Here is a 23,776-nt window from a genome sequence, read left to right on the forward strand (position 1 = left end):
AGGCCGTACATGCGGTCGACGCTGCCGTGAGGAATTCGCTCACGTTGTGCATTTTTGGGTAGTACGCCGATACGAGTGAAGGTCGCTCGATTTTCGCGTGACCTTGGAAAATGAGGAAAAGTGCCCCGGGTCGGACTCGAACCGACACTGAATGGGTTTTGAATCCATCGCCTGCTGCCAATTGGGCTACCGGGGCCCAGCGAATCGAAGGTTTGCCCCGACCCGCTGCGAGTCCACCTTACCGCAGCTAGGTAGGCTCGGGGGAGCTTGTTGTGCCCCGCAAGGAGGAGCCCCCGTGACCGCCGAGCACGAGTCGACGCCCACGCCCGACGCCGACCAGTCGCACGTTCCGCCGCTGACGACCCGCGTCGTCATCGCCGAGGACGAGGCGCTCATCCGTCTCGACCTCAAAGAGATGCTCGAAGAGGAGGGCTACGCCGTCGTCGGCGAGGCCGGGGACGGGCAGACGGCCGTCGAGCTGGCCCGCGAGCACCGGCCCGACCTGGTGATCCTCGATGTGAAGATGCCGGTCCTCGACGGGATCTCCGCCGCCGAGAAGATCGCGGAGGAGTCCATCGCCCCGGTCCTGATGCTGACCGCGTTCTCGCAGCGCGACCTCGTGGAGCGGGCCCGTGACGCCGGGGCCATGGCGTACCTGGTGAAGCCGTTCAGCAAGAGCGACGTCGTCCCGGCCATCGAGATGGCCGTGTCTCGTTTCGCGGAGCTGCGGGCGCTGGAGAAGGAGGTCGCGGACCTCTCGCTGCGGCTGGAGACCCGCAAGCTGGTGGACCGGGCGAAGAGCATCCTGCAGACCCAGTACGGGCTGACCGAGCCGGCTGCCTTCCGGTGGATCCAGAAGACCTCCATGGACCGTCGCATGTCCATGCAGCAGGTCGCCGAGGCGGTCATCGAGGACGCCGAGGAGAAGAAGAACGCCGCCAAGTAGGGGCGCGGAGCATGCGTGAGGCCCGCCACCGGATTCCGGTGGCGGGCCTCACGCGTGTACAGCGGGCGGGTCAGTCCTCGCCGAGGTAGGCCTTGCGGACGTCCTCGTTGACGAGGAGTTCGCGGCCGGGGCCGGACAGGACGACCTTGCCGATCTCCATGACGTGGCCCTGGTCGGCGAGCGAGAGCGCCGCCTGGGCGTTCTGCTCGACCAGCAGGATGGTCGTGCCCTGGGACTTGAGTTCGGCGATCGTCGCCATGATCTTCTGCATCATGAGGGGCGAGAGGCCCATCGACGGCTCGTCCAGCATGAGCAGCTTCGGCCGGGACATGAGCGCGCGGCCCATGGCGAGCATCTGCTGTTCGCCGCCGGAGAGGGTGCCGGCGGCCTGCTTGCGGCGCTCTCCCAGGATGGGGAAGAGGTCGTAGGCGCGCTGGACGTCCTTCTGGATGCCATCCTTGTCGCTGCGCAGGAAGGCGCCGAGGAGGAGGTTGTCCTCGATCGTCATGCGCGGGAAGATGTGCCGCCCCTCGGGGGAGTGGGCGAGGCCGAGCGCGACGATGTCGTGCGCGGGGACCTTCTTGAGCGACTTGCCCTGGAACTTGATCTGGCCGCCGCGCGGCTTGATCAGGCCGGAGAGGGTGCGGAGGGTCGTGGTCTTGCCGGCGCCGTTGGTGCCGATGAGGGTGACGATCTCGCCCTCGTCGACGCTGAAGGAGATGCCTTTGACGGCTTCGATCTTGCCGTAGGCGACGCGGAGGTCCTCGACCTCGAGGAGTGCGGTCACTTGGCTTCTCCGTCCGTGCTGGTGGTGCTGTGCGCCTCCGCGGTGTCCGTGGTCTCGGGAGTTTCCGTGGCCTCGGCGGTCTCGGTGGTTTCCGGAGCCTCAGGGGTCTCGGTGGCTTCCGCGGCCGCGGCGGTCTCCGGAGCTTCGGGAGCTTCGGGAGCTTCGCCGGCCGCCGGAGCTTCGGCGGCTTCGACCTCCGCGATCTCCTCGGCGCCGGGGGCACCTTCGAAGGGTTCGCCAAGGTAGGCGGCGACGACGCGCTCGTCGCTCTGGACTTCGGTGGCGGTGCCTTCGATGAGCTTTTCGCCCTGGACGAGGCAGGCGACGCGGTCGCAGAGGTTGAAGATGAAGCGCATGTCGTGCTCGATGACGAGGACGGCGATGCCCATGTCCCGGATGGCGAAGATGAGTTCTTCGGTGGTCCGGGTCTCCTGCGGGTTCATGCCGGCGGTGGGCTCGTCCAGGAGGATGAGGCCGGGGTCGCTGGCGAGGGCGCGGGCGATCTCCAGCTTGCGCTGCTCGCCGTACGGCAGGTTGCGCGCGAGGTGTTCGGCCTTGTGGGCCAGGCCGATGAACTCGAGGAGTTCCATGGCCTTCTCGCGGCTGGCTTCTTCGGCGCGGCCGAAGCTGGGCAGGCGCAGGAGGGCCGCCCAGAGGCCTTCCTTGGTGCGGGTGTGCCGGCCGACGAGCACGTTTTCCAGGACCGTCATGTTGTTGAAGAGACGGATGTTCTGGAAGGTGCGGGCGATGCCGGCGGCGGTGACCTTGTACGACTTGGGGGGCAGGACCGTGCCCTTGTACCGGACTTCGCCCTCGGTGGGGATGTAGAGACCGGTGAGGCAGTTGAAGAAGGTGGTCTTGCCGGCGCCGTTGGGGCCGATGAGGCCGACGATCTCGCCGCTGCGGACGGTGAGGTCGACGTTCTTGACGGCGGTGAGGCCGCCGAATCGCATGGTGACGCCGCGGGCGTCGAGGACGGTCTCGGCGGTTGCCGTGGTGGTCGTCGTCATGGGTCAGGCCCCTGTCTTGCCGAGGACTGTGGGCGCTTCGAGGTCCGCGTGGAGTTCGAGCTGGTTGCGCCGGTTGGGGATGAGGCCTTCGGGGCGCAGGCGCATGAGGATGACGAGCGCGATGCCGAAGACGAGGAGCTGGTATTCGCCCAGGAACTGGAGCTTGTTGGGGATCATGAAGAGCAGGGCGCCGCCGACGAGGGGGCCGGAGATGGTGCCCATGCCGCCGAGGACGACTGCGGCGAGGAGGAATGCCGAGTTCGGGGGGACGGCGTTGGCGAAGACGTACTGGTCCGGGGTGACGGTGTAGTTCACGTGGGCCTGTACGGCGCCGGCGAGGCCGGCGAGGGTGGCGCCGAGGGCGAAGGCGACGAGCTTGACGCGGAAGCCGTTGATGCCCATGGCTTCGGCGGCGGTTTCGTCTTCGCGGATGGCGACCCAGGCGCGGCCGATGCGGGATTCGGCGCTGCGGCGGAAGACCATGATCACGATGAGGGTGACCAGGAGCATCAGCAGGAAGTAGTTGGCGAAGCGGCCGACGGTGAATCCGGCGATGGTGTGGTTGGCGCCGAAGTCGAAGCCGAAGAGGTCGACGTTGGGGACGCCGGCGATGCCGTTGGGCCCGTTGGTGAGGTCGGGGCCGGAGACTCCGTCGAGGTTGTTCATCGAGATCCGGAAGATCTCTCCGAAGCCCAGGGTGACGATGGCGAGGTAGTCGCCGCGCAGGCGCAGGGTCGGGGCGCCGATGAGGACGCCGAAGACCATGGAGGCGCCGGCGCCGAGGAGGATCGCGGCCCAGAAGGGGAGGTGTACTCCGAAGGGGGAGTTGGGGGAGCCGGAGACCAGGGCCGCGGTGTAGGCGCCGACGCCGAGGAAGGCGACGTAGCCGAGGTCGAGGAGGCCGGTGAGGCCGACGACGATGTTCAGGCCGAGGGCGACGGTGGCGAAGATGAGGATGTTGACGCCGAGGGTCGCGTACTGGTCGTCGGTCTGGGTGAGCGGGAAGGCGGCGGCCGCGGCGAAGGCGCCGACGAGGGCGACGTTGCGGTGCTTGGTGGTGAGGGCGGTGAAGCGGGCGAGGAGGCCGGCCTTGTTGAGGGCGGCGAAGCCGAAGCCCGCGGTGATGAGGAAGCCGAGGAAGAGTTCCTGGTACGGCGTGGTGATGCCGTAGGTGAAGACTCCGAGGGTGATGGCGAGGACGGCCGCGATCAGCAGGATCTCGGCCCAGGCCGGGAGCGTGCGGGCGGGGCGCGGGGTGTGGTTGGCGAGGGCGGCCTTGACGGTCGTCCAGGTGTTGCCCAGGTGGTGCTTGCGCTGTTCCCAGGGGGTGTCGTCGGGGTCCGGTGCGTCCAGGACGGGGCGCTCGAAGGGGAGTGCGAGGGCGCCGGTCAGGGCGAGGAGGGTGACCGCGGCCACGGCGTAGCCGCCGGGTTCGAGGTTGACGACGCCGCCGAGGGTGACGGTGATGGTGATGACCGTGTACCAGGCGGTGGCGAAGGCGGCGAGTGCGGCGAGTTTGAGTGCCGCGTCGGCGCCTGCGGGGGTGAGCCAGCCGAGGCCTTTGACTCCGTAGGAGGCGAGTCCGAAGAGGGTGGTGAGGGCGCCGCCGATGAGGACGAGCCACTGGAGGCCGCCGGGGTAGCCGTAGACGGTGAGGTCTCCGGGGAAGGCTGCGGTCCAGGTCCAGGACATGAAGCAGGAGAGGATGGTGAGAACGCCGCCGGCGGTGGCGAGGAGGCGGGCCGTCTTCTCGGGGATCGCGATGAAGCCGGTGTGGGCTGCGGTGGTCTTCGCGGTGTCCGCGGTGATGGTCGTCATGGTTCTCACGCCCTGTCCGCCACGCGCTCGCCCAGCAGGCCCTGGGGCCGCAGGAGGAGCACGAGGATGAGGAGTACGAACGCCCAGGTGTTGCCCCAGGACTGGCCGCCGAGCTGGCTCATGCCGGGGACGTCGGCGATGTAGGCGGTGGTGAGGGTCTCGGCGAGGCCGAGGACCAGGCCGCCGATCATGGCGCCGTAGATGTTCCCGATGCCGCCGAGGACGGCGGCGGTGAAGGCCTTGAGTCCGAGGATGAAGCCCATGCGGTAGTTGACTTCGCCGTACTTGAGGCCGTAGGCGACCGCGCCGACGGCGGCGAAGGCGGCGCCGAGGGCGAACGCGACCGTGATGATGCGGTCGGTGTTGATGCCCATGAGCTTGGCGGTGTCGGGGTCCTGGGCGGTTGCCTGCATGCCGCGGCCGGTGCGGGTCTTCTTGACGAAGAAGCCGAGGAAGGCCATGGAGATGGGGGCGGCGATGAGGAGGAAGACGTCACCGGTCTGGATGGTGATGCTGCCGAGGTGGAAGGCGCCGCCGGGGATCTGGGGGAAGACTACGGAGGACTTCGCGTCGGGGTACCAGGCCCATACCGCCTGCTGGAGGACGATGGAGAGGCCGATGGCGGTGATGAGCGGGGCGAGCCGGGGCGCGCTGCGCAGCGGCCGGTAGGCGAAGCGTTCGGCTCCGACGGCGATGGTGGTGGCGACGATGACCGCGCCTATGAGCATGAGCGGCAGCGCGATCCACATGGTGGTGCCGGTGGGGAGCATCAGCCAGACCGTGAGGGCTCCGAAGCCTCCGGTCATGAAGATCTCGCCATGCGCGAAGTTGATGAGCTGGACGATGCCATAGACCATCGTGTAGCCGATGGCGACGAGCCCGTACATGGATCCCAGTAGCAGGCCGTTGACCAGCTGTTGCGGCAGTTCGTGCACCGCAGGTCCTCCGAGTCTTTCGACGGATGTGACACCGCGCGGGGCGCTGTGTGCGCGCCCCGCGCGGCTGGTGAGGGGGTGAGCTGCTAGCGAGCTAGCGGAGGGAGGTCAGCTGCCGAGGGTGCCGGACTCGACGGTCTTGAAGTCGTCGCCGTCGACCTTGTAGACGGTCAGCTGCTTGTTGGTGGCGTCACCGAACTCGTCGAAGGAGACCTTGCCGGTCACGCCGTCGAAGCTGACGCCCTGGACGGCTTCGAGGACCTTGGCGCGGGCGTCCGAGGGGAGCTTGCCGTCGTTGGCCTCGACGACCTTCTTGACGGCTTCGATGACGGCCCAGGCGGAGTCGTACGAGTAGCCGCCGTAGGCGGAGTAGTCGTCCTTGTAGCCGGCCTTCTTGTAGTTGGCGATGAAGTCCTTGGCGGAGGGCAGGGTCTCGACGGGCGCGCCGACGGAGGTGCACAGGTCGCCCTGGGCTTCGGCTCCGGCGAGCTCGACGTACTTCTTGTCCTTCATGCCGTCGCCGCCGACGAGCGGGATGTTGGTGCCCGAGGCCTTGATCTGCTTGCTGAGGGGGCCGGCCGCGGGGTATTCGCCGCCGTAGTAGACGACGTCGGCGCCGGAGCTCTTGACCTGGGTCACGATCGCGGAGAAGTCCTTGGACTCCGGGTCGATGTGGCCTTCGCCGGCGACCTGGCCGCCGAGCTTGGTGAACTCGCCCTTGAAGGTTCCGGCGAGGCCGGCGCCGTAGGTCTTCTTGTCATCGATGATGAAGACCTTCTTCTTGCCCGCCTTGTTGAAGAGGTACTGGGCGGCGAACGGGCCCTGGATGGCGTCCGTGGTCGCGGTGCGGAAGTAGCTCTTGTAGGTGCGGACCTTCTGGCCTTCGGCCCACTTGGGGCCCTGGGTCAGGGAGGGGCTGGTGTTGGCCGGGGAGATCTGGGCCAGCTTGGCGTCGTCGAAGACCTTCTGCATCGACTCGGACACCGAGGAGTTCAGGGGGCCGACGACGCCGAGGACGTCCTTGTCGGCGGTGAGCTTGGTGGCGTTCTGCTGGCCGGAGGAGGCCTGGGCCTGGTCGTCGAGGGCCTGGATCTTGAAGGTGACGCCCTTGACGTACTTCTTCTCGTTGGCCTGCTTCGCGGCGAGGTCGGCGGAGTTCTTGATGCCGAGGCCGAGGGCGGAGAGGTCGCCGGTCAGCGGGGCGTCGACGCCTATGACGACCGTGGTGTTGCCACCGTCACCGGTGGAGCCGGCCTTGTCGTTGCGCGAACCACAGGCGGTGAGAGTGAGAGCGCCTGCGGCGAGGGCGGCCGTCACGGCGATGAGCTGACGATGACGCACGATCAGTCCTTTCCTGGCGCCGCGTCCCCCCTGGGACGCGTCGAGTCGAACGCGCGGAACCGAACTGAATGGAATCCGGTGGTCGCGGTAACTGGCGGTGACTCTAAGCGGGACTTCGGACGTTATGGAGGGCTCAGGCCAATGATGTGACTCTCTTGTTATGCCACGGCGTAATACATACCGGACCCCTGAGGGTGGAACGGGGGAATTCCGGCCGGTTCGTGCAGTCCGGATGTTGAGATGGTGCAGGACTGTCCGGTGGTTTGAGTCCTGTCTTTCCAGGACTCTGGGGCGTTTTGCTCATGACGGTGTCGGCGTCCGGCTGTCTCGATCTTCGGGACAGGCCCTGGTCAGAGCGGCGGAAAGATCCCTGGCATAACGGTCACCCGGGATGTAACTGTGCTCCTCTTTCCCGAAATCATTACTGAGGGTTACTTCGAGGAAAGGCAACCCGGAATTCCGTGCCACATGCACGCAGTCGTCGACCCGAATCCCGATCACGAGCTCGCGGAGCTCCCCGCTGGCCACCACGACGGGCAGCGCCGGCTGGATCACTACGCTCAGTGCCCGCGAGGGCTGGCTGATCCGTTCCACCGAGACGGGCCGGGCGGACTCGCTGCGCACACGCACAGTGAAGGCGAACGCCAGGGCCGGGGCGGGGGTGTCGACCGGTTCGCCGTAGCCGAAAGAGACGCTCTGGGAGGGCGCCGCCGGTGTCCGCGGCGCGGGCCGGGAGCGCCCGGCGTACCGGTGGGCGCCCGCGACGGCCAGTGCGGCGGCGCAGGCCAGGGCCGTGAGGGCGATGACCGTCCGGCGGCTGCCCCGGAAGCGGGAGCGGCCCCGGGCCGCCGCCGGTCCACGGGGCCCCGGGCGCGGGGTCTCGTCGCCCGAGGTGCCCTCGCCGGGCTCGACGGGCCCGATGCCGCCGCTCACTGCCAGGGCCCGCCGGTCGGAGTGCCGGAACGGTAGCGCTCGGCGCAACGCCGCCCGGCCTCCCGGCCGGTGAGTTCCCGGGCGGCTTCCCGGCCGTGGGCGCGTTGCTCGGCGCGGGCGTCATCGACGACGGCGCGCAGGATGTCGTTCTGCCCGCCGGACAGGCCCATCGCCTGGTAGTCGAGGCTGACGGGGTCGCGGCCTTCGCCGCCGTCGAGGATGACCGCGGCCCAGTGGGTGATCAGGGCGGCGCACAGTTCCCCGGGCGGGGTCGTGCTCGGGGAGGGCGCGCCCGCGCGTGGGGCGGTGGTGCAGCCGAGGAGTGCGGTGCTCAGGAGGGCGGTCGCCGCGCAGGCGGCGGTGACGCGCCGCGGCGCCGGTCCGGATCCCATGGCGGGAACGCTAGACCGGCGCCGGTGACAGCACAACTGCTGTCGGCGGAACGGGCGTTACGAGTTCGTGTCGCGCAGGAGGCAGGTGAGGCGGGCCGTGCAGACGCGCTTGTCCTGCTCGTCGGTGATGACGATCTCGAAGGTGGTGGTGGAGCGGCCCTTGTGGACGGGGGTGGCGACGCCGGTGACCAGGCCGGAGCGGACGCCGCGGTGGTGGGTGCAGTTCAGGTCGACGCCGACGGCGATCTTGTTGATGCCGCCGTGCATCATCGCGCCGACCGAGCCGAGGGTCTCCGCGAGGACGGCGGAGGCGCCGCCGTGCAGCAGTCCGTAGGGCTGGGTGTTGCCCTTGACGGGCATGGTGCCCACCACGCGGTCGGCCGAGGCCTCCAGGATGCGGATGTCCATGCGCTCGCCGAGGTCGCCCGCCGAGAACAGGGCGGGCAGGTCGACGCCCAGGGCCGCGTACTCGTCGAGGACCTCCTGCGGGAACTTCACTGCGTGCTGCTCGCCCATCGGCCGGCTCCGTTCGTGTGTCAACGTTCGTTAACCATCTTGTCCTGGGGTCGTTCTATCAGGCCGGTTCGAAGCGCACGACGACGGACTTGCTCGCGGGGGTGTTGCTGGTGTCGGCGGTGGAGTCCAGCGGGACCAGCACGTTGGTCTCGGGGTAGTACGCGGCGGCGCAGCCGCGGGCCGTCGGGTAGTGCACGACGCGGAAGCCGGGGGCGCGCCGTTCCACGCCGTCCGACCACTCGCCGACGAGGTCGGTGTACGAGCCGTCGGCGAGGCCGAGCTCGGCCGCGTCCTCGGGGTGGACCATGACGACGCGGCGGCCGCCGGTGATCCCGCGGTAGCGGTCGTCGAGGCCGTAGATGGTGGTGTTGTACTGGTCGTGGCTGCGCAGGGTCTGCAGCAGCAGCCGGCCCGCCGGGAGCTTCGGGTACTCCACGGGCGCGGCGGTGAAGTTGGCCTTGCCGGTCTTGGTGGGGAAGCGGCGCTCGTCGCGCGGGGCGTGGGGGAGGCGGAATCCCCCGGGGCGGGCGGCGCGGGCGTTGAAGTCCTCGAAGCCGGGGATGACGCGGGAGATCCGGTCGCGGACGGCGGCGTAGTCCTTCTCGAACTCCTCCCACGGGGTGCGCGAGGCGTCGCCCAGCACGGTGCGGGCGAGGCGGGCGACGATCGCGGGCTCGGAGAGCAGGTGGGGGGAGGCGGGCGGCAGGTTGCCGCGCGAGGCGTGGACCATGCCCATGGAGTCCTCGACGGTGACGAACTGCTTGCCGGCGGCCTGTACGTCCTTGTCGGTGCGGCCGAGGGTGGGCAGGATCAGGGCGCGCTTGCCGGTGACCGCGTGGGAGCGGTTCAGTTTGGTGGAGACGTGGACGGTGAGGGAGGCGCGGCGGATCGCGGCTTCGGTGACGTCGGTGTCGGGGGTGGCGCCGACGAAGTTGCCGCCCATGGCGAAGAGCACCTTGGCGTGGCCGTCGCGCAGGGCCTGGATGGAGCGGACCACGTCGTAGCCGTGGTGGCGGGGCGAGGTGATGCCGAATTCCCGGTCCAGGGCGTCGAGGAACGCGGGCGCGGGCCGTTCGAAGATGCCCATGGTGCGGTCGCCCTGGACGTTGGAGTGGCCGCGGACGGGGCAGACGCCGGCGCCGGGCCGGCCGATGTTGCCGCGCAGCAGGAGCAGGTTCACGACCTCGCGGATGGTGGCGACGGCGTGCTTGTGCTGGGTGAGGCCCATGGCCCAGCAGACGATGGTGCGCTCGGATGCCAGGATCATGGCCAGGGCGCGTTCGATGTCGGGGCGGGTCAGGCCGGTGGCGGTGAGGGTCTCGTCCCAGTCGGCTTTCCTCGCGGTGGCCGCGAACTCCTCGTAGCCATGGGTGTGCTCGCGGATGAACGCCTCGTCGGTGGCCGCGTCGGCCTCGATGACGAGCCTGTTCAGGAGGCGGAAGAGGGCCTGGTCGCCGCCGATGCGGATCTGCAGGAACAGGTCGGTCAGGGCCGTTCCCTTGAGCATGCCGAGCGGTTTCTGCGGGTTCTTGAACCGCTCGGTGCCGGCCTCGGGCAGCGGATTCACCGAGATGATCTTCGCGCCGGCGGACTTGGCCCGCTCCAGGGCGGAGAGCATGCGCGGGTGGTTGGTGCCCGGGTTCTGGCCCGCGACGATGATCAGATCGGCCTGGTGGAGGTCTTCCAGGGAGACGCTGCCCTTGCCGATGCCGATGGTCTCGTTCAGTGCGGAGCCCGAGGACTCGTGGCACATGTTGGAGCAGTCCGGCAGGTTGTTGGTGCCGAACTCGCGGGCGAAGAGCTGGAAGAGGAAGGCGGCCTCGTTGCTGGTGCGGCCGGAGGTGTAGAAGAGGGCCTCGTCGGGGGAGTCGAGGGCGCGCAGTTCCTCCGCGATGATCTCGAAGGCCCGCTGCCAGGACACCGGCTCGTAGTGGTCGGATCCTTCCGCCAGGTACACGGGCTGGGTGATGCGGCCCTGCTGGCCGAGCCAGTAGCCGCTGCGGGCGGCGAGCTCGGACACCGGGTGCTCGGCGAAGAAGGCGGGGGTCACCCGGCGCAGCGTCGCCTCTTCGGCGACGGCCTTCGCGCCGTTCTCGCAGAATTCGGCGGTGTGGCGTTCGTCGCCCTCGGGCCAGGCGCAGCCGGGGCAGTCGAAGCCGTCCTTCTGGTTGACCTTGAGGAGGGTGCGGGCGGTGCGGGTCAGGCCCATCTGCCGCTCGGCGATCTTGAGGGTGTGCACGATCGCGGGCAGGCCGGCCGCCGCGTGCTGCGGGGGCCCGACCTGCGGCGCGTCCTGTACGGGATCACCTGCGGGCGGCTTGGTGGCCATGTCGCTCCCCTTCGAGCAGTCGGACATCGCGTCGGGCGGGCCGAGCGGTGGCGTATCGGGCCGATCCTGTCACGCCCCGCCGGCATCGCGGACGCCGAGAGCGGCCGTCCCGGATTGTCACAGCGGACGCCTAGGATCGGAGGCGTGGCAGATTCAGCATCGAAGAAGACCGACCAGCCGACCGCAGCGGACCGCCCCCGCCTGATGCTCATGGACGGGCACTCCCTGGCGTACCGGGCGTTCTTCGCGCTGCCCGCGGAGAACTTCACGACCGCTACGGGCCAGCCGACCAACGCCATCTACGGCTTCGCGTCGATGCTGGCGAACACGCTGCGCGACGAGGCGCCCACGCACTTCGCGGTGGCGTTCGACGTGTCCCGCAAGACGTGGCGGGCGACGGAGTTCCCCGAGTACAAGGCGAACCGCTCCAAGACGCCCGACGAGTTCAAGGGGCAGGTCGAGCTGATCGGCGAGCTCCTGGACGCGATGAAGGTGCCGCGCTTCGCGATCGACGGCTTCGAGGCCGACGACGTCATCGCGACGCTGGCCACGCAGGCGGAGGCCGAGGGCTTCGAGGTGCTGATCGTCACGGGCGACCGGGACTCCTTCCAGCTCGTCTCCGAGCACACCACCGTGCTCTACCCGACGAAGGGCGTCTCCGAGCTGACCCGGTTCACGCCGGAGAAGGTCGAGGAGAAGTACGGCCTCACCCCGCAGCAGTACCCGGACTTCGCGGCGCTGCGCGGCGACCCGTCCGACAACCTGCCGGGCATCCCGGGCGTCGGCGAGAAGACCGCGGCCAAGTGGATCACGCAGTTCGGGTCGTTCAAGGAGCTGGTGGAGCGCGCCGAGGAGGTCAAGGGGAAGGCCGGGCAGAACTTCCGCGACCACCTGGAGTCGGTGAAGCTCAACCGCGTCCTGACGGAGATGGTTAAGGACGTCGAGCTGGACAAGGCCCCCGCCGACCTGGCCCGCCTGCCTTACGACCGGCAGGCCGTGACCGGCGTGCTGGACGTGCTGGAGATCCGCAACGCCTCGCTGCGCGAGCGGCTGCTGGCGATGGACCCGGGCGCGGCCGAGGTGCCGGCCCCCGCCCCGGCGGCCGGGGTGGAGCTGGACGGGTCCGTGCTGGGTGCGGGCGAGCTCGCCCCGTGGCTGGAGAGCCACGCGGGCGAGGCCCTCGGTGTCTCGACCGTCGACAGCTGGGGCCTGGGCCAGGGCAACGTCAGCGAGATCGCGCTGGCGTCGGCGGGCGGGCCCGCCGCCTGGTTCGAGCCGTCCGAGCTGGACGAGGCCGACGAGAAGGCCTTCGCCGCCTGGGCCGCCGACCCGGCCCGGCCCAAGGTCGTGCACAACGCCAAGGGTCTGATGCGGGTCTTCCCGGAGCACGGCTGGACGCTCGCGGGCGTCACCATGGACACCGCGCTCGCCGCGTACCTGGTCAAGCCGGGCCGCCGCTCCTTCGCGCTGGACGCCCTGTCCAACGAGTACCTGCACCGGGAGCTGGCCCCGGCCGCCGCCGACGGCCAGCTCGCCTTCGGCGCCGACGAGACCGCCGAGGCGGAGGCCCTGATGGCGCAGGCCCGCGCCGTCCTGGACCTGGGCGAGGCCTTCACCGGCAAGCTCGCCGAGGTGGGCGCCGCCGAGCTGCTCCACGACATGGAACTGCCGACCTCCGAGCTGCTGGCCCGGATGGAGCGGGCCGGCATCGGCGCCGACCGCGACCACCTCGAAGGCATGGAGCAGCAGTTCGCGGGAGCCGTGCAGCAGGCGGTGAAGGAGGCGCACGCGGCCGTCGGCCACGAGTTCAACCTGGGCTCGCCCAAGCAGCTCCAGGAAGTGTTCTTCGGCGAGCTGGACCTGCCCAAGACGAAGAAGACCAAGACCGGGTACACCACGGACGCGGACGCGCTGGCCTGGCTGGCCACGCAGACCGACCACGAACTGCCCGTGATCATGCTGCGCCACCGCGAGCAGGCCAAGCTGCGCGTCACCGTCGAGGGCCTGGTCAAGTCGATCGCCGCCGACGGCCGCGTGCACACCAGCTTCAGCCAGACCGTCGCCGCGACCGGACGCCTGTCCTCCACCGACCCGAACCTGCAGAACGTGCCGGTGCGCACCGACGAGGGCCGTGCCATCCGCCGCGGCTTCGTCGTCGGCGAGGGCTACGAGTCCCTCATGACCGCTGACTACAGCCAGATCGAGCTGCGCGTCATGGCCCACCTCTCCGAGGACGCGGGCCTGATCGAGGCCTTCCTGTCGGGCGAGGACCTCCACACCACCGTCGCCTCCCAGGTGTTCGGCGTGGCGCGGTCCGCGGTCGACGCCGAGATGCGCCGCAAGATCAAGGCCATGTCGTACGGCCTCGCCTACGGGCTGTCCGCCTTCGGTCTCTCGCAGCAGCTGAACATCGAACCCGCCGAGGCGCGCGGGCTGATGGAGACGTTCTTCGAGCGGTTCGGCGGCGTCCGCGACTACCTCCAGCGCGTCGTCGAGGAGGCCCGCGCCACCGGGTACACCGAGACGGTGCTGGGCCGCCGCCGCTACCTGCCCGACCTCAACAGCGACAACCGGCTGCGCCGTGAGGCAGCGGAGCGGATGGCGCTGAACGCCCCCATCCAGGGCACCGCCGCCGACATCGTCAAGGTCGCGATGCTGCGCGTCGACCGGGCCCTCACCGGCGCCGGGCTCACCTCGCGCATGCTGCTCCAGGTCCACGACGAAATCGTGCTGGAGATCGCGCCCGGCGAGCGGAAGAAGGTGGAGGAGCTGGTGCGCCGCGAGATGGCGGCCGCCGTCGAGCTGCGCGCCCCGCTGGACGTGTCCGTGGGCGTCGGCCCGGACTGGGAGTCCGCCGCGCACTGACCCGGCCCGGCACCGGACCGGCGCCCGTCCCCGCTACGCGATGGGGACGGGCGTCCGCGTTTGCCCGTCGTTGTCGTGCCGCTCGCCGCCGTCGTGCCGCTCGCCGCCGCCGCGGTGGCGCAGGCGCACCAGCGCCCCGTAGAGCAGCAGCGCCACAACCAGGCCGCCGCCCGCGCCGAAACAGACGGTCGGGATGATGTCCAGGGGCGTACGGATCCGGTCGAAGAACGTGAAGAAGCGCAGCACCCGCATCGTCACCCCCGCCCCCACGCAGGCCACCAGCAGCGCGACGGCGCACCAGAGCTCCGCCCGCCCCAGCGACGGCACGGACGGCGGAACGGGCGAGGCCGGCAGGCGGCGCAGGGCCGTCACCGTGAACCACAGCAGGGCACAGCCGGCCAGCGCCGAACTGCCGTACTGGAGGTAGGAGTAGAGGGGCAGACCGAAGGCGAGCGGCTCTCCCAGCCCGGGCAGCGCGTTCGTTCCCCACCGGTCGAGATGGGTGAAGCTGTCCCACACCACGTGCGTCAGGGAGCCGAGCACCGCCGAGAGGTAGAACCGGAGCGCGAGCGCGGGCAGCCGGCGGCGGGCCCGCCAGTCCTCGCCCCGCACCAAAGCGTGCACCCTGCCCTGCCAGGCGCGCGGCAGCAGCGCGACCAGCGGCTCGCGCAGAAGAAGCCAGCAGGCGGCCAGGGCGGCGGTCAGCGCGGCGTCGGCCGTCACCACGCCGAGGAGGGAGTGGGTGAAATCGCCGTACCCCATCACGCCTTCCACGACCGCGTCCAGGAAGTAGAACGTGTCCGGGGCGAACGAGCCCAGTACCAGGGCGGAGGCGATCAGCGGCCCACGGGCCCGCCCGGTCCGCCGCACGGCCGGAAGCACGGCCGCCGCATGGCTGAGAGTGAACGGCACGGGTGCCCCTTCCGGTCTCCGATCGGTCGGGACAGTATGCGCGACCCGCGCACGACGTGGGGAAATGGTGAAGTCCCGGCTGCTGTACGTGTCTTGTGCAGGCAGTTGACGTAGGGTCACGCGGACGTCGACGGGGAGGAGTCCGGCTCATGCGGGGACGAATATCGGCCCGGTTCGGTTGGCTGCGCAGGAGCGGCGCCGCCGCCCTGGTCTCGGCGCTGGTGGTGGCCGCGGTGACCGCCTCCCAGGGGCCCGCATCGGGGAGCGAGGACAAGCCGCCCCTGGCGGCCGGAACCGGTCCCGGCCCCGCCGCGGCCGCCGGGCAGGGCGGGGACACCGCCTACTCCACCGAACTCCCGCCGCCCGCCGGGCCGCAGCCGCCCGAGACCCCGTCGGCCGGCGGGTCCGCGTCGCCCGCGCCCGCGGAGGCAGCCGCGCCGTACACCGAGCCGGTGGCCCACGGCGGGGCGGTGGGCGCACGGGGGATCCCCGCGAGCGTGCTCGCGGCGTACCGGCGCGCCGAGCGGAAGGTCGCGGACACCGACCCCGGATGCGGGCTGCGCTGGGAACTGCTCGCGGCGATCGGCAAGGTCGAGTCGGGGCAGGCGGGGGGCGGCCGGGTGGACGCCGCGGGCACCACACTGCGCCCGATCCTCGGGCCCGTCCTCGACGGCAACGGCTTCGCGGACATCGCCGACACCGACGCGGGCGCGTACGACGGCGACGCCCGCTACGACCGGGCCGTCGGGCCGATGCAGTTCATCCCGTCCACCTGGGCGGTCTGGGGCCAGGACGGCAACGGCGACGGCCGGCGGGACCCGAACAACGTGTACGACGCGGCGCTGGCCGCCGGGCGTTACCTGTGCGCGGGGAGCCGGGACCTGGGGGCGGCCGCCGACCTGGACCGGGCCGTGCTGTCGTACAACCAGTCCGGGGAGTACCTGAGGACCGTGCGGTCCTGGTACGCGTACTACCTGGGCGGGGCGCACGAGGTACCCGACGAGGGCGGCACGGGCACCGCGACCCCCACGAAGCCGGGTCCCGAACCGGCGCCGGAGCCCACCCCTACGCCGACGCCCACGCCGTCCCCCACCCCGAAACCCACACCCACGCCCACCCCGACACCGTCCCCTACGCCTACGCCTACGCCGACTCCGAAGCCGACCCCCACGCCCACGCCGAAGCCGACCCCCAGGCCCACGCCGAAGCCGACCCCCACGCCCACGCCGAAGCCGACCCCCAGGCCCACGCCGAAGCCCAGCCCCACCTCGACCCCCGCCCCGAAGCCGTCCCCCACCTCCGCCCCGAAGTCCGGCCCCACGCCCTCCGCGAGCCGCTCCGAAACCCCGTAGTCGAACGGTTCTCATCTCCGCCCCGCGTTGCTACGGTGCCCCCTCCCTGACACCCCATCAGATCCGGAGCCCCGCATGCGCGCACTCGCCGCCGCCGCCGTCGGGCTGGCCGCCGCGCTGGCCCTCGTCTTCGCCGTCACGGCGCTCGGGGTGCCCGAAGGCACTACCTCGCCCAAGCCCCTGCTGACCACCGCGCCCCCCGCGCCCGGAAAGTAGAGGAGGGCCCGGCCGTGCGACGCAGAGCCAGCCTCGTCCTGCTTGCCGCAGCCGTGTTCTGCGCAGCGCTCGCACCACTGCTGCGCTGGTACGCGTACCCCCGCCTCGCCAAGATCCCGCCGGACCAGTACCAGGAGATGGTCCTGGAGGCGAAGGACGCCACCCTCCTCGACTACACCGCCGGCATGCAGCCGAAGAAGGTCGACAAGGTCACGATCGTCCAGACGCTCAAGGGCAACGTCGAGGCGTCGAAGGAGATCGAGGCGAGCGCCGGAAAGGACGTCGTCGTCTGGGACACCCTGTCCTACATCATGGGCCCGGACGGCAAGATGGTCTCCCAGATCCCCGAGCGGTACGTCTTCGACGCCCACACCCAGGACCCGGTCCACGCCACCGGCGAGATGGTCGACGGGGACCCGGTCGAGCGCGAGGGCATCGAGTTCAAGTGGCCGTTCTTCACCGAGCCGCGCGACTACCTCTACTTCGACGCGCAGACGCGCAGTTCCTCACCCATCCACTACGTCGGCCCCCGCACGTTCAAGGGCATGGACGTCTACTACTTCGAGCAGACCGTCCCCTGGACCAAGGTCCCGCTGCCCAAGAAGATGCCGATCGAGGGCATCGACCCCAAGACGTTCGAGCAGAGCACCGGAACCAGCCTCTGGTACACGGTCAAGGCGATGTTCTGGGTCGACCCGGTGACCGGCGCGCCCGTCAACGCCGAGCAGCAGATCCAGCAGGAGATGCGGGGCGGCATCGCGGCCGGCGCGCCCGACGGCAGGCTGACCGTCTTCGCCGGCGACGTGAAGATGCGGCCGGACTACTCCGCGTACACCGTGGACCTGGTGCGGTCGAACCGTACGAAGGTCCTCGCCCTGCACACCTACGCGCCCCTGGGCCTGACGGCCGGCGCGCTCGTGCTCCTCGCGCTCGCGCTGTGGCTGGAGGCGCGCGGCCGGCGCCGGGCCGGGGAACTCACCGCCTGAGCCGGGCGTTGGTGTGCCGGGTCGGCTCGGCGGTCGCGGGATCCTCCGGCCAGGGGTGCTTGGGGTAGCGGCCGCGCAGCTCGGCGCGCACGGCGCGGTAGCCGCCCTGCCAGAAGGAGGCGAGGTCGGCCGTGACGGCGGCGGGCCGCCCGGCGGGCGACAGCAGGTGGACGAGGACGGGCACTCCCGCCACCTTCGGGGTCTCGGCCATGCCGAACAGCTCCTGGAGCTTCACGGCGAGCACGGGCTGGCCGTGCTCCGCGCCGTAGTCGACGCGGATCCGCGAACCGCTGGGCACCTCCAGGCGTTCCGGCGCCAGCTCGTCGAGCCGGGCCGCCTCGCCGGTGGCCCAGGGCAGCAGCCGGTTCAGGGCCTGGCCCGCGTCGATCCGTGCGAGGTCGGCGCGGCGCCGGGCCCGCGACAGCTCGGGCTCCAGCCAGTCGTCGGCCCGCTCCAGCAGCGCCGCGTCCTGCGTCACGTCGGGCCACGCGCCGCCCAGCGTGCGGTGCAGGAAGCCCAGCCGGGCCCGTAGCGTCCGCGCGTCCGGGGACCAGCGCAGCAGGCCGAGTCCCTCGGTGCGCAGTCCTTCGAGGAGGGCGGCCCGGACCTGCCCGGGGCCGGGGTCGCGCAGCGGCCGGGCGACCAGCTCGACCGCGCCGAGCCGCTCCACCGCCCGGGCCACCACGTCCCCGTTCTCCCAGCGCACCTCCTCACCGGAAGCCAGCAGGTGGTTGGCGGCGGTCCGGGCGGTGTCCTCGTCGATGACCGCCGCGGTCCGCACCCGGGCGGACGCGGAGTGCGAGGGGCGGTCGGCGACGGCGACGGCCAGCCAGGGCGCGCTGCGCAGCCCCGACCCGTCACCGAGCTCGGCCGCCGTCCCGGAGGCCATGAGGAACGCCCCGCCGCCCTTGGCCTTCGCCACCCGCTCGGGAAACGCCAGCGCGGCGACGAGCCCGGCGGCGGCGTCGTCGGGGAGGGAGCCGGGGCGCCCCGGGCCCCGCGCCCCGGACGCCGGCGGGCCCGGGGTGTCAGCCGGGGCGGGGGCCGCCGGGTCGCCCACCGCGCGCTCCAGGCGGCGGGTTTCCGCGCGCCAGCGTCCCGCGTAGGCGTCGCCGCCGTGCCGGGCGGCGCGCCAGGCGGCCGCCAGGTCGTCCCCGTACTCCCGCGGCGGCTCCTCGCTCAGCAGCGCCACCAGTTGTGCGGTCCGCCGCGCGCCCAGCACGGCCGCGCCGTCCAGCAGGGCCCGCGCCAGCCGGGGGTGCAGCCCCAGCCGGGCCATCCGCAGCCCGCGCGGGGTCGGCCGCCCGGCGCCGTCCACCGCGCCGACCGCCCGCAGGACCTCCCGTGCGGCAGCCATCGCCCCGGCGGGCGGCGCGTCCAGCAGGGCCAGCCCGGACGCGTCGGGGTCGCCCCAGCAGGCCGCCTGGAGCGCGAACGCCGCCAGGTCGGCCATCCGGATCTCCGGCGCCGGGTACGCCGTCAGCCGCCCGTCCTCCGCTTCGGACCAGCAGCGGTACACCGTCCCCGGTGCCTCACGACCGGCCCGCCCGGCCCGCTGACGGCCCGCCGCGCGCGACGCCCGTACGGTCGCCAGGGCGCCCAGGCCCCGCGCGTGGTCCACCCGCGGCTCGCGGGCCAGCCCCGAGTCCACCACCACCCGTACGCCGGGCACGGTCAGGCTCGATTCCGCGACCGCCGTCGCCAGGATCACCCGGCGGTGCGCGGCCTGCGCCAGCACCGCCTCCTGCACGGAGCCGGCGGCCCGGCCGTGCACCTGGAGCACCTCCGCGGCCACGCCGTCCAGCTGCCCGGCGACCCGGGCGAGCTCGCCGACGCCGGGCAGGAAGCACAGGACGTCGCCGGAACGTTCCGCCAGCGCCCGCCGCACCACCGAGGCCACGTGCGCCAGCTGCGCCGGATCCACCCGCATCCCCTGCGGCGGCCGCACCGGCCGGGCCGGCGGCGCCCACACCACTTCCACCGGGTACGAGGCCCCCTCTGCCGCCACCACCGGCGCGTCCCCCAGCAGCCGGGCCCAGCCGGCCGCGTCGGTCGTCGCGGAGGCCGCGACCAGGCGCAGCTCCGGGCGCAGGGCCGCGCGTACGTCCAGGAGGAAGGCGGCGGCCGTGTCCGCGTCGAGGTGCCGCTCGTGGCACTCGTCCAGGACCACCACGTCGACGCCGGCCAGCTCCTGGTCCCGCTGGAGCCGCTGGAGCAGCACCCCGGAGGTCACCACCTCCACCGCCGTGCGCGGGCCGGTCACCCGCTCGCCGCGCACGGTGAAGCCGACCGACCCGCCGACGGCCTCGCCCAGCAGCCACGCCATCCGCCTGGCCGCCGCCCGGGCGGCGATCCGCCGGGGTTCGGCCACCACGACCCGGCGCCGCTCGCCGCCCCCCACCAGCCCGGCCAGCACCAGCGGAACCAGCGTGGTCTTGCCGGTCCCCGGCGGTGCGCACAGCACCGCCGCGCCGTGCGCGTCCAGCGCCGAGACGAGGGCGGGTACGGCCGCCCGTACGGGAAGGGCGTCCAGGTCGGCGGTGCGGATCAAGGGCTCAGTCCCTCTCGCAGACGAAGACCGCGGTCCCGGGGATCAGGTTGCCGCGCAACGGGGACCAGCCGCCCCACTCCTGGGTGTTCCAGGCGGGCCATTCCGGCTCGACCAGGTCCACCAGGCGGAACCCGCCCGCGACGACGTCGCGGACCCGGTCCCCCAGGGTGCGGTGGTGCTCCACGTACACCGCGCGGCCCTGCTCGTCCTGCTCGACGTACGGCGTCCGGTCGAAGTAGGAGGCCGCGACGGACAGCCCCTCGGGGCCGGGTTCGTCGGGGAAGGCCCAGCGGATCGGGTGGGTGACGGAGAACACCCAGCGGCCGCCGGGGCGCAGCACGCGGTGGACCTCGCGCATGACGTTCACCGGGTCGGAGACGAAGGGGACGGCCCCGTAGGCGGAGCAGGCCAGGTCGAAGGAGCCGGTGCGGAAGGGCAGGCGGCCGGCGTCGGCCTCCACGAGCCGCACCCCCGGCCCGTCGCCGTCGCCGATGCGCACGGCGTGCTGGAGCTGGCGGTGGGAGAGGTCGAGGGCCACCGGGCGGGCGCCCTGGGCGGCCAGCCAGCGCGAGCACTGGGCGGCGCCGGCGCCGATCTCCAGGACGTCCTTGTCCCGGAGGGAGGAGGCCGGTCCCAGGAGGGCCGCCTGCTCCTCGTCCAGGCCCTCGGGTCCCCAGACGAAGCGGTCGTCGCCGAGGAACGCGCCGTGCTCGCTCTGGTACTCGTCGGCGTTGCGGTCCCACCAGCCCCGGCTCGCCCGGCTGCTCTCGGCTTCGCCGGCCGCGCGGCGGGTGGCCTCGGCGTCGGAACCGTCCCCGTCGCCGTCGGCGATTTCGAACGCGTCTCCGGGGAGGTAGTCCTCTTTGTTCATGGGGCCCGTCGTCGTAGTCTGCGAGAAGTGGGGAGGGAGAGCCAGCGGGCCTTCCCCGCCCACGATTTGTGCCGGTAATGCGGCGATCCGCCCGGGGTGTGCGCCTTCGCGCATTGACCCTGTCCGGCTGCCCCCGTATGCTACAAGTTGCGCTGCGAGCCTGTGCTCCTCAGACCTAGCAGGCTGCGCTTGCTTCTGTTGATGTCCCCTCGGTTTTCGAGGCCTCCCGCTCGCGCGGATTCGGGGCTTCCTTGGCTGTCCGGCTTCGGCAGTTGCCGATAAGGGCTCCCGGCGTAGCAGTACCTACGACTTTCTGTCCGTAACCGGAGCCCTTTCCCACATGACGAGCAGCACCGAGACCACCGCCACCACCCCTCCGCAGGTAGCGGTCAACGACATCGGCGACGCGGACGCGTTCCTCGCGGCGATCGACGAGACGATCAAGTACTTCAACGACGGCGACATCGTCGACGGCGTCATCGTCAAGGTGGACCGGGACGAGGTTCTCCTCGACATCGGTTACAAGACCGAAGGCGTGATCCCGAGCCGCGAGCTCTCGATCAAGCACGACGTCGACCCGAACGAGGTCGTCAAGGTCGGCGACGAGATCGAGGCCCTGGTTCTCCAGAAGGAGGACAAGGAAGGCCGTCTGATCCTGTCCAAGAAGCGCGCTCAGTACGAGCGTGCCTGGGGCACGATCGAGAAGATCAAGGAAGAAGACGGCATCGTCACCGGTACCGTCATCGAGGTCGTCAAGGGTGGTCTCATCCTCGACATCGGCCTCCGCGGCTTCCTGCCGGCCTCTCTCGTCGAGATGCGTCGCGTCCGCGACCTCCAGCCCTACGTGGGCAAGGAGCTCGAGGCGAAGATCATCGAGCTGGACAAGAACCGCAACAACGTGGTCCTGTCCCGCCGTGCCTGGCTCGAGCAGACCCAGTCCGAGGTTCGCCAGACGTTCCTCACCACCCTGCAGAAGGGTCAGGTCCGCTCCGGCGTCGTCTCCTCGATCGTCAACTTCGGTGCCTTCGTGGACCTGGGCGGCGTCGACGGTCTCGTCCACGTCTCCGAGCTGTCCTGGAAGCACATCGACCACCCCTCCGAGGTTGTCGAGGTCGGCCAGGAGGTCACCGTCGAGGTCCTCGACGTCGACATGGACCGCGAGCGTGTCTCCCTGTCGCTGAAGGCGACGCAGGAGGACCCGTGGCAGCAGTTCGCCCGGACCCACCAGATCGGTCAGGTCGTCCCGGGTAAGGTCACCAAGCTGGTTCCGTTCGGTGCGTTCGTCCGCGTGGACGAGGGCATCGAGGGTCTGGTCCACATCTCCGAGCTGGCCGAGCGCCACGTGGAGATCCCGGAGCAGGTCGTCCAGGTCAACGACGAGATCTTCGTCAAGGTCATCGACATCGACCTCGAGCGTCGCCGGATCTCGCTGTCCCTCAAGCAGGCCAACGAGTCCTTCGGTGCCGACCCGGCGTCGGTCGAGTTCGACCCGACCCTGTACGGCATGGCCGCGTCCTACGACGACCAGGGCAACTACATCTACCCCGAGGGCTTCGACCCCGAGACCAACGACTGGCTCGAGGGCTACGAGACCCAGCGCGAGACGTGGGAGCGCCAGTACGCCGAGGCGCAGGTCCGCTTCGAGCAGCACCAGGCGCAGGTCATCAAGAGCCGCGAGGCCGACGAGGCCGCTGCTGCCGAGGGCGCTGCCGCCCCGGCCGCCGGTGGCAACGCCGGTGCGGGCAACATCTCGGGTGGCTCCTACTCCTCCGAGGGTTCGGACGAGACCTCCGGCGCCCTGGCGTCGGACGAGGCCCTCGCCGCGCTCCGCGAGAAGCTGGCCGGCGGCCAGAGCTGATCGCAGCAACGCGGCACGCTCCGCGCCCGGCGCGCGAGTGAGCTGAGCTGAACGGTGAGGCCCGTCCCCTTCGGGGGGCGGGCCTCATCGCGTTTCCCCCGCGTTCCGCGCCGCCCCGGACCGATTCCGCGGGAAAGCGGCCAACTGGGGAATGGCGCCGCCCCCTTGGGCGTTCTTGCAGAGAACGCGGCGAGGAGGAGTGGTGGCGGTGCTTGATCCACAGGGTTTGTACGAATGGGACGCCAAGGGCCTGGCGGTGGCCGATCTGGCGCTCGCCCAGGACTCGGCCGGGCTGGTCATGCTCTACCACCTCGAGGGGTACATCGACGCGGGAGAGGCCGGTGAGCAGATCGTCGAGCGGCTCCTGGACACCCTGCCCCACCAGGTCGTGGCCCGCTTCGACGCCGACCGGCTCGTGGACTACCGGGCCAGGCGCCCGCTGCTGACGTTCCAGCGCGACCACTGGACGGACTTCGAGGAGCCCAAGCTGGAGGTGCGCCTCGTGCAGGACGCCACCGGCGCGCCGTTCCTGCTGCTGTCCGGCCCCGAGCCGGACGTGGAGTGGGAGCGCTTCGCGGTCGCCGTGCGGCAGATCGTCGAGCGCCTGGGCGTGCGGCTCTCCGTCAACTTCCACGGCATCCCGATGGGCGTCCCGCACACCCGGCCCGTGGGCATCACCCCGCACGGCAACCGCACCGACCTGATGCCGGGGCACCGCAGCCCGTTCGACGAGGCGCAGGTGCCGGGCAGCGCGGAATCGCTGGTCGAGTTCCGGCTGGGCCAGGCCGGGCACGACGTGTTGGGCGTCGCGGCGCACGTACCGCACTACGTCGCCCGCTCCCCGTACCCGGACGCGGCGCTGACCGTCCTGGAGGCGATCACCGCGGCGACGGGGCTCGTGCTGCCGGCCGTGGCGCACGCCCTGCGCACCGAGGCCCACCGCACGCAGACGGAGATCGACCGGCAGATCCGGGAGGGCGACGAGGAACTGGTCGCCCTGGTCCAGGGGCTGGAGCACCAGTACGACGCGGCGGCCGGGGCCGAGAGCCGGGGCAACATGATCGCGGAGCCCGCCGAGATCCCTTCGGCGGAGGAGCTGGGGCGGGAGTTCGAGCGGTTCCTGGCCGAGCGCGAGGGCGAGGGCTGATCCCTCCGGGT

At 71.3% G+C, this 23,776-nt stretch carries 19 protein-coding genes and 1 tRNA gene; 7 read left to right on the forward strand and 13 right to left on the reverse strand.

The annotated features are described in order from the left end of the window. Nucleotides 1–121: 121 nt before the first annotated feature. Nucleotides 122–196: transfer RNA gene (locus ACWGH1_RS10535), tRNA-Leu, on the reverse strand. 99 nt (nucleotides 197–295) lie between these two features. Between ACWGH1_RS10535 and ACWGH1_RS10540 the strand changes: the two genes are divergently transcribed. Then, nucleotides 296–946, forward strand: a complete 651-nt coding sequence (locus tag ACWGH1_RS10540) for an ANTAR domain-containing response regulator (protein WP_453357292.1) — start codon at nucleotides 296–298, stop codon at nucleotides 944–946. Between the two features lie 70 nt (nucleotides 947–1,016). On the opposite strand, the gene ACWGH1_RS10545 is transcribed toward ACWGH1_RS10540, so the two are convergent. The 9 genes from ACWGH1_RS10545 to ACWGH1_RS10585 form a co-directional block, all read right to left on the reverse strand. Continuing rightward, nucleotides 1,017–1,733, reverse strand: coding sequence for an ABC transporter ATP-binding protein (locus ACWGH1_RS10545; RefSeq protein WP_329194392.1), 717 nt, complete (start codon nucleotides 1,731–1,733; stop codon nucleotides 1,017–1,019). After that, a complete protein-coding gene (locus ACWGH1_RS10550; protein ID WP_453356241.1) occupies nucleotides 1,730–2,743 on the reverse strand; it encodes an ABC transporter ATP-binding protein in 1,014 nt (337 codons plus the stop codon). The genes ACWGH1_RS10545 and ACWGH1_RS10550 overlap by 4 nt, the downstream gene beginning before the upstream one ends. A gap of 3 nt (nucleotides 2,744–2,746) precedes the next feature. Beyond that, nucleotides 2,747–4,570, reverse strand: coding sequence for a branched-chain amino acid ABC transporter permease (locus ACWGH1_RS10555; RefSeq protein WP_453356240.1), 1,824 nt, complete (start codon nucleotides 4,568–4,570; stop codon nucleotides 2,747–2,749). Beyond that, entirely contained in the window at nucleotides 4,567–5,496 is a 930-nt protein-coding gene (locus ACWGH1_RS10560; RefSeq protein WP_453356239.1) for a branched-chain amino acid ABC transporter permease, read from the reverse strand. The genes ACWGH1_RS10555 and ACWGH1_RS10560 overlap by 4 nt, the downstream gene beginning before the upstream one ends. A gap of 108 nt (nucleotides 5,497–5,604) precedes the next feature. After that, nucleotides 5,605–6,837, reverse strand: a complete 1,233-nt coding sequence (locus ACWGH1_RS10565) for a branched-chain amino acid ABC transporter substrate-binding protein (protein ID WP_453353116.1) — start codon at nucleotides 6,835–6,837, stop codon at nucleotides 5,605–5,607. 300 nt (nucleotides 6,838–7,137) lie between these two features. Then, nucleotides 7,138–7,461 carry a hypothetical protein gene (locus ACWGH1_RS10570; RefSeq protein ID WP_453408615.1) on the reverse strand — a complete coding sequence of 108 codons (324 nt, stop codon included), beginning with the start codon at nucleotides 7,459–7,461 and terminating at the stop codon, nucleotides 7,138–7,140. A gap of 305 nt (nucleotides 7,462–7,766) precedes the next feature. Continuing rightward, the gene (locus tag ACWGH1_RS10575) at nucleotides 7,767–8,162 is read right to left on the reverse strand and encodes a hypothetical protein (RefSeq protein ID WP_453353118.1); all 396 of its coding nucleotides are present in this window, start codon (nucleotides 8,160–8,162) and stop codon (nucleotides 7,767–7,769) included. Between the two features lie 57 nt (nucleotides 8,163–8,219). Beyond that, the gene (locus ACWGH1_RS10580; protein WP_453353119.1) at nucleotides 8,220–8,678 is read right to left on the reverse strand and encodes a PaaI family thioesterase; all 459 of its coding nucleotides are present in this window, start codon (nucleotides 8,676–8,678) and stop codon (nucleotides 8,220–8,222) included. Between the two features lie 58 nt (nucleotides 8,679–8,736). After that, on the reverse strand, nucleotides 8,737–11,007 hold the full coding sequence (locus ACWGH1_RS10585; RefSeq protein WP_453353120.1) for an FdhF/YdeP family oxidoreductase: 2,271 nt from the start codon (nucleotides 11,005–11,007) through the stop codon (nucleotides 8,737–8,739). 144 nt (nucleotides 11,008–11,151) lie between these two features. On the opposite strand from ACWGH1_RS10585, the gene polA reads away from it, so the two are divergent. Beyond that, complete coding sequence (gene polA, locus ACWGH1_RS10590) at nucleotides 11,152–13,872, forward strand: DNA polymerase I (protein WP_453353121.1); 2,721 nt, start codon at nucleotides 11,152–11,154, stop codon at nucleotides 13,870–13,872. Nucleotides 13,873–13,905: 33 nt separating this feature from the next. Here polA and ACWGH1_RS10595 read toward each other — a convergent pair whose 3' ends face one another. After that, nucleotides 13,906–14,784, reverse strand: a complete 879-nt coding sequence (locus ACWGH1_RS10595; RefSeq protein WP_453353122.1) for a DUF4184 family protein — start codon at nucleotides 14,782–14,784, stop codon at nucleotides 13,906–13,908. A gap of 149 nt (nucleotides 14,785–14,933) precedes the next feature. Between ACWGH1_RS10595 and ACWGH1_RS10600 the strand changes: the two genes are divergently transcribed. The 3 genes from ACWGH1_RS10600 (at nucleotide 14,934) to ACWGH1_RS10610 (ending at nucleotide 17,338) form a co-directional block, all read left to right on the forward strand. Continuing rightward, on the forward strand, nucleotides 14,934–16,136 hold the full coding sequence (locus tag ACWGH1_RS10600; RefSeq protein ID WP_453408616.1) for a lytic transglycosylase domain-containing protein: 1,203 nt from the start codon (nucleotides 14,934–14,936) through the stop codon (nucleotides 16,134–16,136). 75 nt (nucleotides 16,137–16,211) lie between these two features. After that, entirely contained in the window at nucleotides 16,212–16,352 is a 141-nt protein-coding gene (locus tag ACWGH1_RS10605) for an SPW_0924 family protein (protein WP_453353124.1), read from the forward strand. 14 nt (nucleotides 16,353–16,366) lie between these two features. Continuing rightward, nucleotides 16,367–17,338 (forward strand): DUF3068 domain-containing protein, encoded by a 972-nt coding sequence (locus tag ACWGH1_RS10610; protein WP_453353125.1) that lies wholly within the window; start codon nucleotides 16,367–16,369, stop codon nucleotides 17,336–17,338. Here the strand turns inward: ACWGH1_RS10610 and hrpB are convergent. Both hrpB and ACWGH1_RS10620 read right to left on the reverse strand, forming a co-directional pair. Beyond that, nucleotides 17,328–19,889 (reverse strand): ATP-dependent helicase HrpB, encoded by a 2,562-nt coding sequence (gene hrpB / locus ACWGH1_RS10615; RefSeq protein WP_453408617.1) that lies wholly within the window; start codon nucleotides 19,887–19,889, stop codon nucleotides 17,328–17,330. The genes ACWGH1_RS10610 and hrpB overlap by 11 nt on opposite strands. Before the next feature lie 4 nt (nucleotides 19,890–19,893). Continuing rightward, nucleotides 19,894–20,760, reverse strand: coding sequence for a class I SAM-dependent methyltransferase (locus ACWGH1_RS10620; protein ID WP_453355486.1), 867 nt, complete (start codon nucleotides 20,758–20,760; stop codon nucleotides 19,894–19,896). 340 nt (nucleotides 20,761–21,100) lie between these two features. On the opposite strand from ACWGH1_RS10620, the gene rpsA reads away from it, so the two are divergent. Together rpsA and ACWGH1_RS10630 are read left to right on the forward strand one after the other, a co-directional pair. Further along, complete coding sequence (gene rpsA, locus ACWGH1_RS10625) at nucleotides 21,101–22,618, forward strand: 30S ribosomal protein S1 (RefSeq protein ID WP_329194365.1); 1,518 nt, start codon at nucleotides 21,101–21,103, stop codon at nucleotides 22,616–22,618. 208 nt (nucleotides 22,619–22,826) lie between these two features. Continuing rightward, nucleotides 22,827–23,765: a PAC2 family protein gene (locus tag ACWGH1_RS10630; RefSeq protein WP_136217145.1), complete on the forward strand. Its 939-nt coding sequence runs from the start codon at nucleotides 22,827–22,829 to the stop codon at nucleotides 23,763–23,765. The last annotated feature ends 11 nt before the right edge of the window (nucleotides 23,766–23,776 follow it).

The organism is Streptomyces sp. NPDC054883 (assembly GCF_053610645.1).

What these genes read in the sequence shown, in the direction of transcription:
- ACWGH1_RS10550 (WP_453356241.1), bottom strand. Translation starts at nt 2,743, where the DNA reads ATGACGACGACCACCACGGCAACCGCCGAGACCGTCCTCGACGCCCGC.
- ACWGH1_RS10575 (WP_453353118.1), bottom strand. Translation starts at nt 8,162, where the DNA reads ATGGGATCCGGACCGGCGCCGCGGCGCGTCACCGCCGCCTGCGCGGCG.
- ACWGH1_RS10580 (WP_453353119.1), bottom strand. Translation starts at nt 8,678, where the DNA reads ATGGGCGAGCAGCACGCAGTGAAGTTCCCGCAGGAGGTCCTCGACGAG.
- ACWGH1_RS10585 (WP_453353120.1), bottom strand. Translation starts at nt 11,007, where the DNA reads ATGGCCACCAAGCCGCCCGCAGGTGATCCCGTACAGGACGCGCCGCAG.
- ACWGH1_RS10600 (WP_453408616.1), top strand. Translation starts at nt 14,934, where the DNA reads ATGCGGGGACGAATATCGGCCCGGTTCGGTTGGCTGCGCAGGAGCGGC.
- ACWGH1_RS10605 (WP_453353124.1), top strand. Translation starts at nt 16,212, where the DNA reads ATGCGCGCACTCGCCGCCGCCGCCGTCGGGCTGGCCGCCGCGCTGGCC.
- ACWGH1_RS10620 (WP_453355486.1), bottom strand. Translation starts at nt 20,760, where the DNA reads ATGAACAAAGAGGACTACCTCCCCGGAGACGCGTTCGAAATCGCCGAC.
- rpsA (WP_329194365.1), top strand. Translation starts at nt 21,101, where the DNA reads ATGACGAGCAGCACCGAGACCACCGCCACCACCCCTCCGCAGGTAGCG.